This is a genomic window from Nocardia sp. NPDC051832, assembly GCF_040681285.1.
In the GTDB taxonomy this organism is placed as follows: domain Bacteria; phylum Actinomycetota; class Actinomycetes; order Mycobacteriales; family Mycobacteriaceae; genus Nocardia.
Window position 1 is genome coordinate 603573 of sequence record NZ_JBFAYL010000003.1, and the last position, 17331, is coordinate 620903.

At 66.3% G+C, this 17331-nt stretch carries 11 protein-coding genes; all 11 read left to right on the top strand.

Annotated elements, in window-relative coordinates:
- The first annotated feature begins 50 nt into the window (after positions 1-50).
- The 11 genes from AB0M14_RS20710 to AB0M14_RS20760 all read left to right on the top strand — a co-directional run bounded on the left by AB0M14_RS20710 (position 51) and on the right by AB0M14_RS20760 (position 17272).
- Entirely contained in the window at positions 51-815 is a 765-nt protein-coding gene (locus AB0M14_RS20710; protein WP_364998984.1) for an ABC transporter permease, read from the top strand.
- The gene (locus AB0M14_RS20715; protein WP_364997286.1) at positions 812-2146 is read left to right on the top strand and encodes an MCE family protein; all 1335 of its coding nucleotides are present in this window, start codon (positions 812-814) and stop codon (positions 2144-2146) included. Before AB0M14_RS20710 ends, AB0M14_RS20715 begins: the two co-directional genes overlap by 4 nt.
- Positions 2143-3219, top strand: coding sequence for an MCE family protein (locus tag AB0M14_RS20720; RefSeq protein ID WP_364997288.1), 1077 nt, complete (start codon positions 2143-2145; stop codon positions 3217-3219). The genes AB0M14_RS20715 and AB0M14_RS20720 overlap by 4 nt, the downstream gene beginning before the upstream one ends.
- Positions 3219-4229, top strand: coding sequence for an MCE family protein (locus tag AB0M14_RS20725; protein WP_364997290.1), 1011 nt, complete (start codon positions 3219-3221; stop codon positions 4227-4229). Before AB0M14_RS20720 ends, AB0M14_RS20725 begins: the two co-directional genes overlap by 1 nt.
- Complete coding sequence (locus tag AB0M14_RS20730) at positions 4229-5497, top strand: MCE family protein (RefSeq protein ID WP_364997292.1); 1269 nt, start codon at positions 4229-4231, stop codon at positions 5495-5497. The genes AB0M14_RS20725 and AB0M14_RS20730 overlap by 1 nt, the downstream gene beginning before the upstream one ends.
- Positions 5494-6717 (top strand): MCE family protein, encoded by a 1224-nt coding sequence (locus AB0M14_RS20735; RefSeq protein WP_364997294.1) that lies wholly within the window; start codon positions 5494-5496, stop codon positions 6715-6717. The genes AB0M14_RS20730 and AB0M14_RS20735 overlap by 4 nt, the downstream gene beginning before the upstream one ends.
- Positions 6714-7955 (top strand): MlaD family protein, encoded by a 1242-nt coding sequence (locus AB0M14_RS20740; RefSeq protein WP_364997296.1) that lies wholly within the window; start codon positions 6714-6716, stop codon positions 7953-7955. Before AB0M14_RS20735 ends, AB0M14_RS20740 begins: the two co-directional genes overlap by 4 nt.
- A gap of 31 nt (positions 7956-7986) precedes the next feature.
- Positions 7987-8625, top strand: a complete 639-nt coding sequence (locus tag AB0M14_RS20745; RefSeq protein WP_364997298.1) for a hypothetical protein — start codon at positions 7987-7989, stop codon at positions 8623-8625.
- The gene (locus AB0M14_RS20750) at positions 8622-9245 is read left to right on the top strand and encodes a hypothetical protein (protein WP_364997300.1); all 624 of its coding nucleotides are present in this window, start codon (positions 8622-8624) and stop codon (positions 9243-9245) included. Before AB0M14_RS20745 ends, AB0M14_RS20750 begins: the two co-directional genes overlap by 4 nt.
- Positions 9246-9705: 460 nt before the next feature.
- Positions 9706-13209, top strand: coding sequence for a DNA-directed RNA polymerase subunit beta (locus tag AB0M14_RS20755; RefSeq protein ID WP_364997302.1), 3504 nt, complete (start codon positions 9706-9708; stop codon positions 13207-13209).
- Positions 13210-13318: 109 nt separating this feature from the next.
- Complete coding sequence (locus tag AB0M14_RS20760) at positions 13319-17272, top strand: DNA-directed RNA polymerase subunit beta' (protein ID WP_364997304.1); 3954 nt, start codon at positions 13319-13321, stop codon at positions 17270-17272.
- Positions 17273-17331: the final 59 nt, after the last annotated feature.

Below are 17331 nucleotides of genomic sequence, written 5' to 3' on the forward strand. Positions count from 1 at the left end.
AGCGGGCCGCCAAGGCGCCGGTGACGCTCATCGATCGCGCCGGTGAGCAGATGCTGTTCTATTCGCGCGCCATCGCCTGGATTCCGCGGACCGCGGTGCACTACCGCAAGGAAGTGCAGCGGTTGCTGGCCGAGGTGACCTTCGGTTCCGGTGCGCTCGCGGTGATCGGCGGGACCATCGGCGTGATCGTGTTCATGTCCGCGTCGGTGGGTTTCGTGGTCGGCCTCCAGGGTTTCAAGGCCCTGGACGCGCTCGGCACCTCGGTGCTCACCGGCTTTCTCACGGCTTATATCAACACGCGCGAGATCGCGCCGCTCACCGCGGCTTTGGCGTTGTCGGCGACGGTGGGCTGTGGTTTCACCGCGCAATTGGGCGCGATGCGGATCTCGGAGGAGATCGACGCGCTCGAGGTGATGGCGGTGCCCGGCATTCCGTTCCTGGTGACCACCCGGGTGATCGCGGGCTTCCTCGCGGTCATTCCGCTCTACATCGTGGGCCTGCTCGGCACCTACCTGGCGTCGCGGACGGTCAGCATCTGGTTCGAGGGGCAGTCCAGCGGCGCCTACGACCACTATTTCAGCCTGTTCCTACCACCGCAGGACGTGCTGTATTCGTTCCTCAAGGTGCTGATCTTCGCGTTCGTGATCATCCTGGTGCACTGCTACTACGGGTTCAACGCCAGTGGCGGGCCGGCGGGCGTGGGCATCGCGGTGGGGCGGGCGGTGCGCTCGGCGATCGTGCTCGTGAACGTGCTGGATTTCTTTCTCAGCCTGGCTATCTGGGGGACGTCGACGACGGTGCGGATCGCGGGATGAACCGGGTGGAGCGGTGGCGCGCGACGGAACCGATCCGGATCCGTCTGCTCGGCGTCGCGTTCTTCCTGATCCTCGCGTTGTTCGTGTGGGTGTGCGTCGCCGTCTACGACAAGCAGTTCGTGAAGTCGGTGGACGTCGAGCTGGTCACCGACAGCGTGGGAAACGCGCTGACCCGCAATGCCGAGGTGAAGGCGCGCGGGGTGACGGTCGGGGAGGTGCGATCCAGCCGGTCCCAGGACGACGAGGTCATCCTGGATCTGGCCATCGATCCCGGCAAGGCCGCCATGATCCCGGTCAACGCGACCGCCCGCCTGCTGCCCAAGACCCTGTTCGGCGAACGGTATGTGGACCTGGTGATCCCAGGTGCTCCCAGCGCGCAGCACCTCACCAATGGCGTTGTGCTGCAACAGGATCGAAGCGGCAACGCGATCGAGTTGAGCCGGGTCTTCGACGACCTGCTGCCGCTGCTGCAAGCCATCCCGCCGCAGGATCTCGCGGCGACGCTGGGTGCGTTGGCGCAGGCACTGGTGGGCCAGGGCGATGAGCTCGGCGCGGGCCTCGACGACCTGGAGAATGTCTTCCGGCAGGTCAACGGTGTGCTGCCGGAATTGCAGGATGGGCTGCGCAGCCTGGCCACTGTCGCGGGCACCTACTCCGAGGCGCTGCCGCAGCTGATCGACGCGCTCGACAACCTGCGCACCACCAACGCGACGATCGTGCAGCGCCGCGGCCAGCTCGACGAGCTGTACGCGATCCTCACCCCGGCCTCCGCCAGCACCGCGGATTTCCTGATCGCCAACCGCGACAACATCATCGACCTGGCCGCCGACTCCCGGCCCGCCCTGGAGATGCTCGCCGAGTACTCGCCGACCTACACCTGCGTGATGGCGAACTTCGCCAAGATGAAGCCGCGCATCGACGACATCTTCGGGCAGGGCACCGATCGGCCGGGTTCGCGGGTGAGCATCGAATTGACCAATACCCGCGGCAAATACCTGCCGAACCAGGATGAACCGCGCTGGCTCGACACCCGCGGGCCGGCCTGTTTCGCGGAGTTCCCGGTGGGCGTGGACGCGGGCCAGTATCCGGGCGGGCCGAACAACGACGGCTCTTATCAGCCGCCGACTCGCTACCCGGGCGATCAGACCATCGGCTTGATGACGGCCCCGCAGTACGCGATGTATCCGACGCTGGCGGGCACACCCAGCGAGCAGCGCTCGCTCGGCGCGATCTACGGTGCGGCGCACGGGGTTTCGCCGGAGCAGGTGCCGAGCTGGCTGACCCGGGCCGGGGCGCCCGCCTTCCGCGGCAGCGAGGTGAGCGTGCGATGAGGCCGATGTTGCGTGGTGCGGGACCAGCTCTGCTCAAACTGATCATCTTCGTGATCGTGACGCTCATCGCGACCACCGTCCTGGCGCTGTCCATCGCCAACTACACCGGCGGCGGCACCCCGTTCAAAGCGGTGTTCGCCGACGCCACCGGGCTCAACAAGGGCGACGAGGTGCGCATCGCCGGCGTGCGGATCGGCAAGGTCACCAAGGTCGCTATCAAGGACAGGCGCCTGGCCCTGGTGGAGTTCCAGGTGCAGGACCGCAGCTGGCTGCCCGCCTCCACGATCGCCGCCATCCGGTACCGGAATCTGGTCGGCCAGCGCTATCTCGCGCTGGAACAGGGGACCGGCGCGCAGGGCCGGAAACTGAACAAGGGCGCGACCATCCCGATCGAGCACACCAAGCCCGCGCTCGATCTCACCACGCTGTTCAACGGTTTCCGCCCCCTGTTCCGCACCCTCACCGCCGAGGACGTGAACAAGCTGGCCTTCGAGATCATCCAGGTCTTCCAGGGTGAGCAGGGCACCATCCACGATCTGGTGGCGAGCACCGCGAGCCTGACCAACAAGATCGCCGACAAGGACGCGGTGATCGGCGATCTGATCACCAATCTGACCCGGGTGCTCGACGCGGTCAACAAGCGCGACGACCAGTTCGACGAACTGATCGTGAACACCTCGGCGCTGGTCGCCGGGCTGTCCGCGCAGCGCGACGTGATCGGGTCGTCGGTGAGTTCGCTGGGCAACCTGGTCTCGGCCACTTCCGACCTGCTGGTGCCGGTGGTGCCGACCTTGCAGGGCTCCATCGCCGGATTGAGTCAGCTGACCGGCACGGTGAACGCCCGCTCCGGCGAGGTGAACCAGTCGCTGTCGAACCTGCCGCGGAAGATGGAAAAGCTCGGCCGGGTAGGCAGTTACGGCTCCTGGTTCCAGTTCTATCTCTGCGGTATCGACATCGTGGTCGGCCCGGGCGCGGTGGACGCCCCACAGTTGAACCTGCCCGCCGCGATGCCGACGATCAATCAGCCGCTGTACACCAACGCGGCGCCGCGCTGCTCCGGGAAGGCCCGCTGATGGACGACCGGATCCTGCTCGGTAAACGCAGCCCTGCCTTTCTGGGCACGCTCGGGCTGTTCCTGATCCTGTGCGCGACGGTGTCGGCGTTCTACCTGGACCGGCTGCCGATCATCGGCGCGGGCACCCGGTACACCGCGGAATTCTCCGAGGCGGCGGGCCTGAAGAAGGGCAACGAGGTCCGGATCGCCGGGGTGAAGGTCGGCTCGGTGCACGACATCAAGCTCGACGGCGACAAGGTGCTGGTCGACTTCCGCACCCAGAACGCCTGGATCGGCAATCAGACCACCGCGTCCATCCAGATCAAGACGGTGCTGGGACAGAAGTATCTCGCGCTGGATCCGCAGGGCCCGGCGGCGGCCGACCCGGCCAAGCGGATTCCGTTGTCGCGCACGGTAACTCCCTACGACGTGATGGAGGCGTTCACCGACGCCACCCGGCAGATCGAGCAGATCGACACCGCGCAGCTGGCCACCAGCATGCGGGTGCTGTCCGAAGCCTTCGCGACCACGCCCAGTGAATTGCGCGGCTCCATCGACGGTCTCGGCCGGCTCTCGGAAACCTTGGCCAAGCGCGACGAGCAGCTGAAGAAGCTGTTCGCCGCGACCCGGCAGACCACCCAGGTGCTCGCCGATCGCAACGCCCAGTTCGAGCAACTGCTCGCCACCGGCGGACAGTTGTTCGCGGAGTTGAACATCCGGCAGCACTCGATCCGGCAACTGCTCACCGGCGCGCGGACCGTCGCGACCGAATTGAGCACGCTGGTGCGCGACAACGAAGCGCAGATCGGGCCCGCGCTGACCAATCTGCGCGGCGCGATCGATCTGCTCAACGCCAACGAGCAGAACATCTCCAAGACGCTGGAACTCGCGGCGCCGTTCTACGGGCTCTACGCCAATGTGCTCGGCACCGGCCGCTGGTTCGACGCGGTGATCGTCAACCTGATGCCGCCCGCGCTGCCGGAGCTCCCCGGCTACCGCGATCCCGTCCGGAACATGGGAGGCAGCTGATGGCCGGCAAGTGGCGCGCACCGCTGACCGCCGTACGGACGAGCAGCCGGGGCGCGAAAACCATCGCGCTGCTGGCTGTTGCCGCGGTGGCGTTGTGCGGGACGGTCTGGTGGCTGGATTCCCGGTTGAACACCACGCACATCACCGCCTACTTCGATCGCGCCGTCGGCATCTACGAAGGCTCGGACGTGCGGGTGCTCGGCGTCGCGGTGGGCCGCATCGATGCCATCGAGCCGATGGGCGACCAGGTGAAGGTCGTGATGAGCGTGGATCGCAGATACGACATTCCCGCCGACGCCAAAGCCGCGCAGGTCACGCCGTCGGTGGTAGCCGACCGCTATATCCAATTGATGCCGGTCTACCGCGACGGCCCGAAAATGCCTCGCAACGCGGTGATTCCGAAAGAACGCACCGTCACGCCGGTGGAAGTGGACGAGCTTTATCGGAGCATCACCGAACTCACCGAGGCACTCGGCCCGAACGGGGCCAACAAAGACGGCGCGGTGAACGATCTGGTGCGTACCTCGGCCGCGAATCTCGCGGGCAACGGCGAAGCGCTGGGCCGCACCATCACCGAACTCAGCAAAGCCGCCAAGCTGCTCGCCGACGATCGCGGCGATATCTTCGACACGATCAAGAATTTGCAGGTCTTCGTCAGCATGCTGGCGGAAAACGATCAGCAGGTCCGGCAATTCAACGCTCAGTTGGCCGACCTCGCCGGCTTTCTCGGCGACGAACGCGAAAACCTCGGCGAGGCATTGCACCTGCTGTCCATCGCGCTCGGTGACGTAGCCCGCTTCCTGGACGAGAACAACGCGCTGATCGGCGACAACGCCGTCGCGCTCACCTCGCTGACCCGGACCTTGGCCGAGCAGCGCGACGATCTGGCGACGGCGCTGCCGGTGCTGACATTGGCGCTGAGCAATCTGATCAACGTGCACAACGGCGAATCCGGCACCCTCGACATGCGCGCCAATTTCACCGATCTGCAAGACCCGTTCGGGGTCATCTGCAAAATGATCGACCTGTCCAAGCTGATGCCCGGCGACCCGAAATTCGAGGCGGTGGGGCGGCAGATGCGCCCGATCATCGAGCACTGCAAGGAGATCGCCGACCAGATCACCGCCGGCGTCCAGACGCCCTCGCTGATCCTGCCGTTCGGCATTCTCAGCGGGGAGAACCAGCAGCGGAATCCGGTGCCGGGCACGGTACCCGGCACGCCGTCCGACCAATTGCCTCCGTCGCGGCAGCCGGGAGGTATCCGGTGATATTCCGGAAGGTCTGGGCCGCGAGCAGTCTGCTCGGTCTCTGCGCGATCGTGCTCACCGCGTGCGGCAATGGTATTTACAGCGTTCCGCTGCCGGGTGGCGCGAATATCGGCAAGCACCCGATGCGCCTGCAGATCGAATTCGACGATGTGCTGGATCTGGTTCCGCAGTCCGCGGTGAAAGTCGAGGGCGTGCCCGTCGGCCGGGTCGAGGCGATCGACCTGGGACCAACCGGCTGGACCGCGAATGTCCGTGTCGTGGTGAATGATTCCGTCGATCTGCCGGCCAACGCCCGCGCCGAGGTGCGGCAGTCGAACTTGCTGGGCGAGAAGTTCATCGAACTGTCCACGCCGGCCGACGCGGTTCCGGCCCGGCTGGTGAGCGGCGCGGTGATCCCCGTGGACCGCACCCGCGCCGCCGTCGAGATCGAGCAGGTGCTCGGCGCGCTGTCGCTGTTGCTCAACGGCGGCGGCGTGGCCCAGCTGGCGCCCATCGTCTCGGAACTGAACAAAACCCTGGGCGGGCGCGAGGATCGGGTCCGTTCGCTGCTGGAGCAGGCGAACACCCTGATCGGCGGCTTGAACCAGCAGGTCGAGGACATCACCCGGGCGATCGACGGCCTGGCCGTGCTGAGCAGCCGGGTCGGCGCCCAGACCGGTCAGATCGACAAGATCCTGGCGGAACTGCCCGAAGGCATCAGGATCCTGGATGAGCAACGGCCCCAGTTGGTTTCGCTGCTCGCACAATTGGATCGGGTGGGTCAGGCCGGATTCGACGTGATCAACACCTCCAAGGACAACCTGATCCGCGACCTCACCTCACTGCGACCCACGCTGCAGCAATTGGGTGCGGCCGCACCGGATCTGGTGACCGCGTTCCCGCTCATCCCCACCTATCCGTTCCCCGACTCCTCGCTGCTGGGCACCTTCGGCGGCCAGGTCAACACCTGGCTGTCGGTGGACCAGCAGATCGGCGTCACGCTGGGCAATCTCGGTGTGGGCAAACCGGACCCGGTCTACGTTCCGCCGCCGTACGGCCCGCCGGTACCGGTGAATCCGGCTAATCCGTACTACAACGGCAACGGGCCCCGCCCCGGCTGGCCGACCGTCTTCGCGGCCATCCCGGTCCCGAGAAGTCTGGTGCCGGAAGGGACGCCGAATCGCCTGGGCCCGGTCTTGGAGGGCTTGGGCGTGACACCGCAGGGGATGGGGCCGCGATGAGTCGTCTGGTGCGCTTTCAGCTGATCGCGTTCGTGGTGATCGCCGTGCTCGGCGTCGTCTATGTGGGCGCCAAGTACATCCGGCTCGATCACATGCTCGGTTTCGGGCAGTACACGGTGCGGATCCAGGCCGCCCAAGCCGGTGGGGCCTACAAAGGAGCCGAGGTCACCTATCGTGGCGTGGCCGTGGGCCGGGTCGGCGACCTGGAACTCACCGGCGACGGCGTGATCGTCCCGCTCGTCATCGATACCAGCGCGCCGCGGATTCCGGCGACGGCGAAAGCCGTGGTGGCCAACCGTTCCGCGATCGGCGAACAGTTCGTCGACCTGCAACCGGACAACGACAACGGCCCGTATCTGCGGGACGGCTCGGTGATCGAGGGGCTGGACACCCCCGTCTCGGTGGAACGGCTGATCACCAGCGTCGACCACTTCACCAGCACCGTCGACCTGGCCGCGCTGAGCACCACCGTCACCGAACTCGGCAAGGCCTTCGAGGGCAAGGGCGGCGATCTGCGGACCCTGGTGAAATCGCTGACCGAGTTCAGCGCGGCCTTCGACGAGAATCTGCCGCAGACCATCGAACTCATCCGCGCGAGCCGCATCGCCCTGGAAACCCAGGCCGCGCAGTCCGGCGAGATCTTGCGTTTCAGCGACGGCCTGGACCGGCTCAGCGCGCAACTGCGCTCCAGCGACCCCGACATCCGCCGGTTGATCGGCACCGGCACCGACGCGGGCTCGGCCGTCAGCGACCTGCTGCAAGAGAGCGGTCCGGCCCTCACCGAGGACCTGGCCAACCTGCGCAGCCTGCTACAGGCCGTCTCGCCGAAGTTCTACGCGCTGCGCCCGCTGCTGCAAATGCTCCCGCAGCTGTCCATCGGCGCCTCGGCCACCGCCCCCGGCGACAACACCAGCCACTTCGGCTTGGTTCTGGAGGTGAACAACCCACCCGCCTGCACCGTCGGTTACGAGGGCACCCAGGCGATTCTCGAGGAGATGAAGCGCCGCGATCCCGACTTCGACGACACCGTCGACGAATTCCCGTTCAACAAGGACGCGAAATGTACGGTGCCCTTCGGTAATCCGACGGCCGTGCGCGGCGGCCTGCGGGCCGAACTGGCCGATCCGGCCATCGCGCAGCCATGGGACAAGACGCCCAAGACCGATCCGCCCAAGCTCAACCTGAACCCGATCGCCGTGCAGCTGGCCACCCTGATGGGGGTCACGCCCAAGCATTGACCGCAGACCGAAGACGTGAGGTGTGTGCGCAGTGAGTGTTGATTTGTCGAAGGAAGTTCCGGAGAACGCCGAGCTGACAGCGGAAGCTCCGCCCGAGTTGCCCGCGGCCCGCAAGCCGGCGCCTTTCGTGGCGACCGCGCTCGCCGCGGGCGCGCTGGCCGTCGCGGTGGTGGCGGCGCTGTGGTTCGGCACGGGTTGGTTGCAGGCGGCCTATTTCACCGACGGCCCGCGCGCGGCCGCCCGGGACAGCGCGCTCGACGCCGCCCGCCAGGCCGCCCTGAATATGACCTCCATGCGCCTGGCCGATGTACCCGGTTCGCTCGCGCTGGCCCGGTCCTCGATGACCGGCGAGATCCTGGCCTCGGCGGAACAGAACACGGCCCAGTCGGTCCAGCTGGCGACCCAGACCGGGGTCGAGATGTCCTCCAAGGTGCTCGGCGCGGCCCTCACCTCGCTGAACAGCGAACGGGACAAGGCGGCGGCGCTGATCGTGCTGCAGGTGACCGAGGCCAAACCCGGCGCCGCGGTGTCCAACTATCGCTACACCTGGAATCTGGAGATGACCAAGGTCGGGGAGGTGTGGAAGGCCGAGCAGGTGGCCTCGCTGACCCAGCCGGCGCTGCTCGACGGCCCGGTCGCCGGCACCGCACCGCAGGAGGGACCGAAGTGACCGCCCGCCGTCCCGTCAACCGGGTCACCTCCCGCCCCCTGGCCGGCGCCCGCCCGGCGGTCGCGCCGGAAACCGCCGCCGCGGCGCCCGCCGGGCGCGGTTTCGTCCTGCGCGCACCCGATCTGCCGGCTCGCTCGTCGTGGTTTTCGGTCCTCGCGTGCCTCGGCGTGACCGTTCTGCTCGCCGGAATCGCGGGACTCGCGGCCCTGCGCCCGGGCGTCGACGACAGCAACGCCGCCTTCCTCGACGCCGAGGCCACCGAGGAGGTCCGGGCCGCCGCCGAGCACGCCCTGCGCACCATCTACGGCTACGACCTGAAGCAGATCGACGGCTATGAACAAGCGGTACGCCAGGTGGTCACCGGGAAGATGCTCGCCGATCTGGAGAACTTCTCCGGCACCACCGTCGACGCCATCAAACAGGCCGAGACCAGCGCCGATGCCAAGGCCGACCCGATCGGCGTGACCCTGCTCGACGGCGAACGGGCGGAGTTGCTGGTCAACCTGGTGATCAGCGCGAACAAGGGCGGTCAGGCCCAGCAGAGCGTGGCCGGTCCGGTGGTGCTGCACATGAGCAAGATCGACGGGCGGTGGCTGGCCAGCGACATCGTGGACCGGTGAGCAGGGCGAGATGCGCCGGTGGAGCGGGCGATCTCGGATAACCGGCTGGTCGGTCCTGGCACTTGACGGTTTTCGCCGGAGCCGTCACGCTATTCACAACAGCGGCAGCTGTCACAGTGGCTCCAGATGCCCCGTTGCTCTCGACGCAGCCAGCGATTCGAGCACGGCGCAGGCGCCAGCCGCGCCGGTTTTGCACCCGGCGCGCCAGCCACGCGGACGCTCGTCCGGGTGGTATTTTCACACCTGGCGGAGGTGTGCCTTTGACACCACCGGGTCAGGTGGTGTAAGTTTGGACGTTGCGCTGGCTGCCTCCTGTCCATACCTCGATTTGCACACGTAAGTTCCACCCCTTCCGGTGTTACTTCCGTTGTTTGCTGTTCGGGTTTCGTTCGGGTTGTGACCAGCGGAATTCGAAAGCGAAGCAAGCGACGGCCGCGGACCACCACGCGGCGCGCGTGAGGTGCTGGAAGGACGCATCTTGGCAGTCTCCACCCAGACCAAGGCAGTTGCCGGAATCCCCGGAGCCCCTAAGCGGGTGTCTTTCGCGAAGATCCGTGAGCCCTTGGAGGTGCCCGGACTTCTCGATCTACAGACAGATTCTTTTGCATGGTTGATCGGCTCGCCGTCATGGCGTGAGAAGGCCGCCGCGCGCGGCGACGGCGGTCTCGTCGGTGGGCTCGAGGAGGTGCTCGAGGAGCTCTCGCCGATCGAGGACTTCTCCGGCTCCATGTCCCTGTCGTTCTCGGATCCTCGTTTCGAAGAGGTCAAGGCCTCCATCGACGAGTGCAAAGACAAGGACATGACCTACGCGGCGCCGTTGTTCGTCACCGCGGAATTCATCAATAACAACACCGGTGAGATCAAGAGCCAGACGGTCTTCATGGGTGATTTCCCGATGATGACCGACAAGGGCACGTTCATCATCAATGGCACCGAGCGCGTCGTCGTTTCGCAGCTGGTGCGTTCGCCGGGCGTCTACTTCGACCACAGCGTCGACAAGACCACCGAGAAGGACCTGCACAGCGTGCGCGTCATTCCCTCGCGTGGCGCGTGGCTGGAGTTCGACATCGACAAGCGCGACACCGTCGGTGTCCGCATCGACCGCAAGCGCCGTCAGCCGGTCACCGTGCTGCTGAAGGCGCTGGGCTGGACGAACGAAGAGATCGTGGAGCGCTACGGCTTCTCCGAGATCATGATGTCGACGCTGGAGAAGGACAACACCGCCGGTCAGGACGAGGCGCTGCTGGACATCTACCGCAAGCTGCGTCCGGGCGAACCGCCGACCAAGGAATCCGCGCAGACCCTGCTGGAGAACCTGTTCTTCAAGGAGAAGCGCTACGACCTGGCGCGCGTCGGTCGCTACAAGATCAACAAGAAGCTCGGCATCCACGTGGGCGAGCCGGTCACCAGCTCGGTGCTGACGAAGGAAGACATCGTCACCACCATCGAGTACCTGGTGCGCCTGCACGCCGGCGATCGGATGATGACCGCCCCCGGCGGCCAGGAAGTTCCGGTCAACGTCGACGACATCGACCACTTCGGTAACCGTCGTCTGCGTACCGTCGGCGAGCTCATCCAGAACCAGATCCGCGTGGGCCTGTCCCGCATGGAGCGCGTGGTCCGCGAGCGGATGACCACCCAGGACGTCGAGGCCATCACGCCGCAGACCCTGATCAACATCCGCCCGGTCGTCGCCGCGATCAAGGAGTTCTTCGGAACCTCCCAGCTGTCGCAGTTCATGGACCAGAACAACCCGCTGTCGGGTCTGACCCACAAGCGCCGCCTGTCGGCGCTGGGCCCGGGTGGTCTGTCCCGTGAGCGCGCCGGTCTGGAAGTCCGCGACGTGCACCCCTCGCACTACGGCCGCATGTGCCCGATCGAGACCCCGGAAGGCCCGAACATCGGCCTGATCGGTTCGCTGTCGGTGTACGCGCGGGTCAACCCGTTCGGCTTCATCGAGACCCCGTACCGCAAGGTCGTCGACGGCCGCGTCACCGATGAGGTCAAGTACCTCACCGCCGACGAAGAGGACCGCCACGTTCGCGCGCAGGCCAACTCGCCGGTCGACGCCGAGGGCCGCTTCCTCGAGGACAAGGTGCTCGTGCGCCGCCTCGGCGAAGAGGTCGAGTTCGTCACCGCCGCGCAGGTCGACTACATGGACGTCTCGCCGCGCCAGATGGTTTCGGTCGCGACCGCGATGATTCCGTTCCTCGAGCACGACGACGCCAACCGTGCCCTGATGGGCGCGAACATGCAGCGTCAGGCCGTGCCGCTGATCCGTTCCGAGGCGCCGCTGGTCGGCACCGGCATGGAGCTGCGCGCCGCGGTGGACGCCGGCGACGTCGTGGTCAACGAGAAGCCCGGTGTGGTCGAAGAGGTTTCGGCCGACTACGTGACCGTCATGCACGACGACGGCACCCGCAAGTCCTACCGGATGCGCAAGTTCAACCGCTCCAACCAGGGCACCTGCTCCAACCAGCGCCCCATCGTCGATGAGGGTGTCCGGGTCGAGCAGGGCCAGGTTCTGGCCGACGGCCCCTGCACCGAAAACGGTGAAATGGCCCTGGGCAAGAACCTGCTCGTGGCGATCATGCCGTGGGAAGGCCACAACTACGAGGACGCGATCATCCTGTCGCAGCGCCTCGTGGAAGAGGACGTCCTCACCTCGATCCACATCGAAGAGCACGAAATCGACGCCCGCGACACCAAGCTGGGCGCCGAGGAGATCACCCGGGACATCCCGAACGTCTCCGACGAGGTGCTGGCCGATCTGGACGAGCGCGGCATCGTGCGCATCGGCGCCGAGGTCCGCGACGGCGACATCCTGGTCGGCAAGGTCACCCCGAAGGGCGAGACCGAGCTGACCCCGGAGGAGCGCCTGCTCCGCGCGATCTTCGGTGAGAAGGCGCGCGAGGTGCGCGACACCTCGCTGAAGGTGCCCCACGGTGAGTCCGGCAAGGTCATCGGCATTCGCGTGTTCTCGCGCGAAGACGACGACGATCTGCCTCCGGGCGTCAACGAGCTGGTCCGCGTCTACGTGGCCCAGAAGCGCAAGATCCAGGACGGCGACAAGCTGGCCGGCCGGCACGGCAACAAGGGTGTCATCGGCAAGATCCTCCCCACCGAGGACATGCCGTTCATGCCCGACGGCACCCCGGTCGACATCATCCTGAACACCCACGGTGTGCCGCGTCGTATGAACATCGGCCAGATCTTGGAGACCCACCTCGGGTGGATCGGCAAGGCCGGCTGGGACGTTCATGGCGCCGACGGCGTCAAGCCCGACTGGGCCGCGGCCCTGCCGGAGGAGATGCTGGCGGCTCCGCAGGACTCCAACATCGCGACCCCCGTCTTCGACGGCGCCCGCGAAGAGGAGCTGACCGGTCTGCTCGCTTCGACCCTGCCGAACCGCGATGGTGAGCGCATGGTCGACGAGAACGGCAAGTCGATCCTGCTCGACGGTCGCTCGGGTGAGCCTTTCCCGTACCCGGTCGCGGTCGGCTACATGTACATCCTGAAGCTGCACCACCTGGTCGACGACAAGATCCACGCCCGTTCGACCGGCCCGTACTCGATGATCACCCAGCAGCCGCTCGGTGGTAAGGCGCAGTTCGGTGGTCAGCGCTTCGGTGAAATGGAATGTTGGGCCATGCAGGCGTACGGCGCCGCGTACACCCTGCAGGAACTGCTCACCATCAAGTCCGACGACGTGGTCGGCCGCGTGAAGGTCTACGAGGCCATCGTCAAGGGCGAGAACATTCCGGAGCCGGGCATTCCGGAGTCGTTCAAGGTGCTCCTCAAGGAACTCCAGTCGCTGTGCCTCAACGTCGAGGTGCTGTCTTCGGACGGCGCCGCGATCGAGATGCGTGACGGTGACGACGAGGACCTCGAGCGTGCGGCCGCGAACCTGGGCATCAACCTGTCCAGGAACGAAGCCGCCACCGTCGACGACTTGGCGAACTGATGCGTTCGGCGTCCCCCTGTCGCCCGCTCGCGCGGGCGACAGGGTGGCGCGCTCGACCCACTAGTGAACTTTTGCTCGAATTCGACCCGAACAGGGGAAAGGAAGTTACGTGCTAGACGTCAACTTCTTCGATGAACTCCGGATCGGCCTGGCCACCGCCGAAGACATCCGCCAGTGGTCCTACGGCGAGGTGAAGAAGCCGGAGACCATCAACTACCGCACGCTCAAGCCGGAGAAGGACGGCCTGTTCTGCGAGAAGATCTTCGGACCTACTCGCGACTGGGAGTGCTACTGCGGTAAGTACAAGCGCGTCCGCTTCAAGGGCATCATCTGTGAGCGCTGTGGCGTCGAGGTGACTCGCGCCAAGGTGCGCCGTGAGCGGATGGGCCACATCGAGCTGGCCGCTCCGGTTACCCACATCTGGTACTTCAAGGGCGTTCCCTCGCGCTTGGGCTACCTGCTCGACCTGGCGCCGAAGGATCTGGAAAAGATCATCTACTTCGCCGCCTACGTCATCGTCGGTGTCGACGAGGAGCTGCGCCACAACGAGCTCAGCACCCTCGAGGCCGAGATGGAGGTCGAGAAGAAGGCGGTCGCCGATCAGCGTGACGCCGACCTGGAGGCCCGCGCCCAGAAGCTCGAGGCGGATATCGCCGAGCTCGAGGCCGAGGGCGCCAAGTCCGACGTGCGCCGCAAGGTCAAGGACGGCGGCGAGCGCGAAATGCGTCAGCTGCGCGACCGCTCGCAGCGCGAGCTGGATCGTCTCGACGAGATCTGGAGCACCTTCACCAAGCTGTCGGTCAAGCAGCTCATCGTCGATGAGGTGCTCTACCGCGAGCTGGTCGACCGCTACGGCGAGTACTTCACCGGCGCCATGGGTGCGGAGTCCATCCAGAAGCTGATGGAGAACTTCGACATCGCGGCCGAGGCCGAGAACCTGCGGGAGACCATCCGCAGCGGTAAGGGCCAGAAGAAGCTGCGCGCGCTCAAGCGCCTCAAGGTCGTCGCGGCCTTCCAGACCAACGGCAACTCGCCGATGGGCATGGTGCTCGACGCGGTGCCGGTGATCCCGCCGGAGCTGCGCCCGATGGTTCAGCTCGACGGTGGCCGTTTCGCCACCTCCGACCTGAACGACCTGTACCGCCGCGTGATCAACCGCAACAACCGCCTCAAGCGACTGATCGATCTGGGTGCGCCCGAGATCATCGTCAACAACGAGAAGCGGATGCTGCAGGAGTCCGTGGACGCGCTGTTCGACAACGGCCGTCGCGGCCGTCCGGTCACCGGTCCGGGTAACCGCCCGCTGAAGTCCCTGAGCGACCTGCTCAAGGGCAAGCAGGGTCGTTTCCGGCAGAACCTGCTCGGTAAGCGCGTCGACTACTCCGGCCGTTCGGTCATCGTCGTCGGTCCGCAGCTGAAGCTGCATCAGTGTGGTCTGCCCAAGCTGATGGCGCTGGAGCTGTTCAAGCCGTTCGTGATGAAGCGTCTGGTCGATCTGAACCACGCGCAGAACATCAAGTCCGCCAAGCGGATGGTCGAGCGTCAGCGTCCCCAGGTGTGGGATGTCCTCGAAGAGGTCATCGCCGAGCACCCGGTGCTGCTGAACCGCGCGCCCACCCTGCACCGCCTCGGCATCCAGGCTTTCGAGCCGCAGCTTGTCGAGGGCAAGGCGATCCAGCTGCACCCGCTCGTCTGTGAAGCGTTCAACGCCGACTTCGACGGTGACCAGATGGCCGTGCACCTTCCGCTGTCCGCGGAGGCGCAGGCCGAGGCCCGCATCCTGATGCTGTCCTCGAACAACATCCTGTCGCCGGCCTCCGGCCGACCGCTCGCCATGCCCCGTCTGGACATGGTGACCGGCCTGTACTACCTGACCCGCCTCGTCGATGGCGCCAAGGGTTCGTACCAGCCGGCCGGCAAGGACAGTGCGGAATTCGGCGTCTACTCCTCGCCCGCCGAGGCGCAGATGGCCGTCGACCGCGACGAGCTCACCGTGCGTTCGCTGATCAAGGTCCGCCTGACCGAGCAGCGTCCGCAGCGCGAGATCGAGGATGTCCTGTTCCCGGACGGTTGGAAGCGCGGCGACGCGTGGACCGCCGAGACCACCCTGGGTCGCGTGCTGTTCAACGAGTTGCTGCCCGCGGACTACGCGTTCATCAACGAGCAGATGCCGAAGAAGCGGCAGGCCACGATCATCAACGATCTGGCCGAGCGGTACCCGATGATTGTCGTGGCGCAGACCGTCGACAAGCTGAAGGACGCGGGCTTCTACTGGGCCACTCGCTCGGGTGTCACGGTCTCCATGTCGGACGTTCTGGTTCCGCCGGAGAAGACCGAGATCATGGAGCGCTACGAGGCGCAGGCCGATCAGATCGACAAGAAGTACCAGCGCGGCGCGCTGGATCACACCGAGCGCAACAGCGCCCTGGTGAAGATCTGGCAGGAAGCGACCGAAGAGGTCGGTACGGCCATGCGGGCGCACTACCCGCCGGACAACCCGATCATCACGATCGTCGAGTCGGGCGCGACCGGTAACTTCACCCAGACTCGTACCCTCGCCGGTATGAAGGGCCTGGTTACCAACCCGAAGGGTGAGTTCATCCCGCGGCCGATCAAGTCCTCGTTCCGTGAGGGCCTGACCGTTCTCGAGTACTTCATCAACACCCACGGTGCCCGTAAGGGTCTGGCCGACACCGCGCTGCGTACCGCCGACTCGGGTTACCTGACCCGTCGTCTGGTGGACGTCTCGCAGGACGTCATCGTGCGCGAGCACGACTGTGGTACCGAGCGCGGCATCGTGGTGCCGATCGCGGAGAAGATGGCCGACGGCAGCATCATCCGCGACGCGCACGTCGAAACCTCCACCTACGCACGGACGCTCGCGACCGACGCGGTGGACGCCAAGGGCAACGTTGTCGTGGCCAAGGGCGCCGATCTCGGCGACCCGGCGTTGGACGCGCTGCTCGAGGCCGGCATCACCGAGGTGAAGGTCCGCTCCGTGCTGACCTGCACCACCGGCACCGGCGTGTGCGCGACCTGCTACGGCCGCTCGATGGCGACCGGCAAGCTGGTCGACATCGGTGAGGCCGTCGGTATCGTCGCCGCGCAGTCCATCGGTGAGCCCGGTACCCAGCTGACCATGCGTACCTTCCACCAGGGTGGTGTCGCGGGCGATGACATCACCGGCGGTCTGCCTCGTGTGCAGGAGCTCTTCGAAGCGCGTGTGCCCAAGGGCAAGGCGCCGATCGCGGAGATCTCCGGCCGGGTGCGCCTCGAGGATGACGATCGTTTCTACAAGATCACCATCATCCCCGACGACGGTTCGGAAGAGGTTGTCTACGACAAGCTCTCCAAGCGGCAGCGGCTGCGGGTGTTCAAGCACGACGACGGCACCGAGCGTCTGCTCTCCGACGGTGACCACGTCGAGGTCGGCCAGCAGTTGCTGGAAGGCGCGGCGGATCCGCACGAGGTGCTGCGCGTGATGGGCCCCCGTCAGGTGCAGGTCCACCTGGTCCACGAGGTCCAGGAGGTCTACCGCTCGCAGGGTGTGTCGATCCACGACAAGCACATCGAGGTCATCGTCCGGCAGATGCTGCGGCGTGTCACCATCATCGACTCCGGCGCAACGGAATTCCTGCCCGGTTCGCTCACCGAGCGGGCCGAGTTCGAAGCCGCCAACCGTCGCGTGGTCGCCGAGGGTGGCGAGCCGGCTTCGGGTCGCCCGGTGCTGATGGGTATCACCAAGGCGTCGCTGGCCACCGATTCGTGGCTGTCGGCGGCGTCCTTCCAGGAGACCACTCGAGTCCTGACGGACGCGGCTATCAACTGCCGCTCCGACAAGCTCATCGGCCTCAAGGAGAACGTGATCATCGGCAAGCTGATCCCGGCCGGTACCGGTATCAACCGCTACCGCAACATCCAGGTGCAGCCGACCGAGGAAGCCCGTCAGGCCGCGTACGCGGTGCCGTCCTACGACGACACCTACTACAGCCCGGACAGCTTCGGCGCCTCCACCGGCGCCGCGGTGCCGCTGGACGACTACGGTTTCAGCGACTACCGCTAACCAGTAGCCAGGCAAGCGCTTTCGGCCCCCGCTCCCTTCGGAGCGGGGGCCGAAGTGCG

What these genes read in the sequence shown, in the direction of transcription:
- AB0M14_RS20710 (WP_364998984.1), top strand. Translation starts at nt 51, where the DNA reads ATGCTGTTCTATTCGCGCGCCATCGCCTGGATTCCGCGGACCGCGGTG.
- AB0M14_RS20715 (WP_364997286.1), top strand. Translation starts at nt 812, where the DNA reads ATGAACCGGGTGGAGCGGTGGCGCGCGACGGAACCGATCCGGATCCGT.
- AB0M14_RS20720 (WP_364997288.1), top strand. Translation starts at nt 2,143, where the DNA reads ATGAGGCCGATGTTGCGTGGTGCGGGACCAGCTCTGCTCAAACTGATC.
- AB0M14_RS20725 (WP_364997290.1), top strand. Translation starts at nt 3,219, where the DNA reads ATGGACGACCGGATCCTGCTCGGTAAACGCAGCCCTGCCTTTCTGGGC.
- AB0M14_RS20730 (WP_364997292.1), top strand. Translation starts at nt 4,229, where the DNA reads ATGGCCGGCAAGTGGCGCGCACCGCTGACCGCCGTACGGACGAGCAGC.
- AB0M14_RS20740 (WP_364997296.1), top strand. Translation starts at nt 6,714, where the DNA reads ATGAGTCGTCTGGTGCGCTTTCAGCTGATCGCGTTCGTGGTGATCGCC.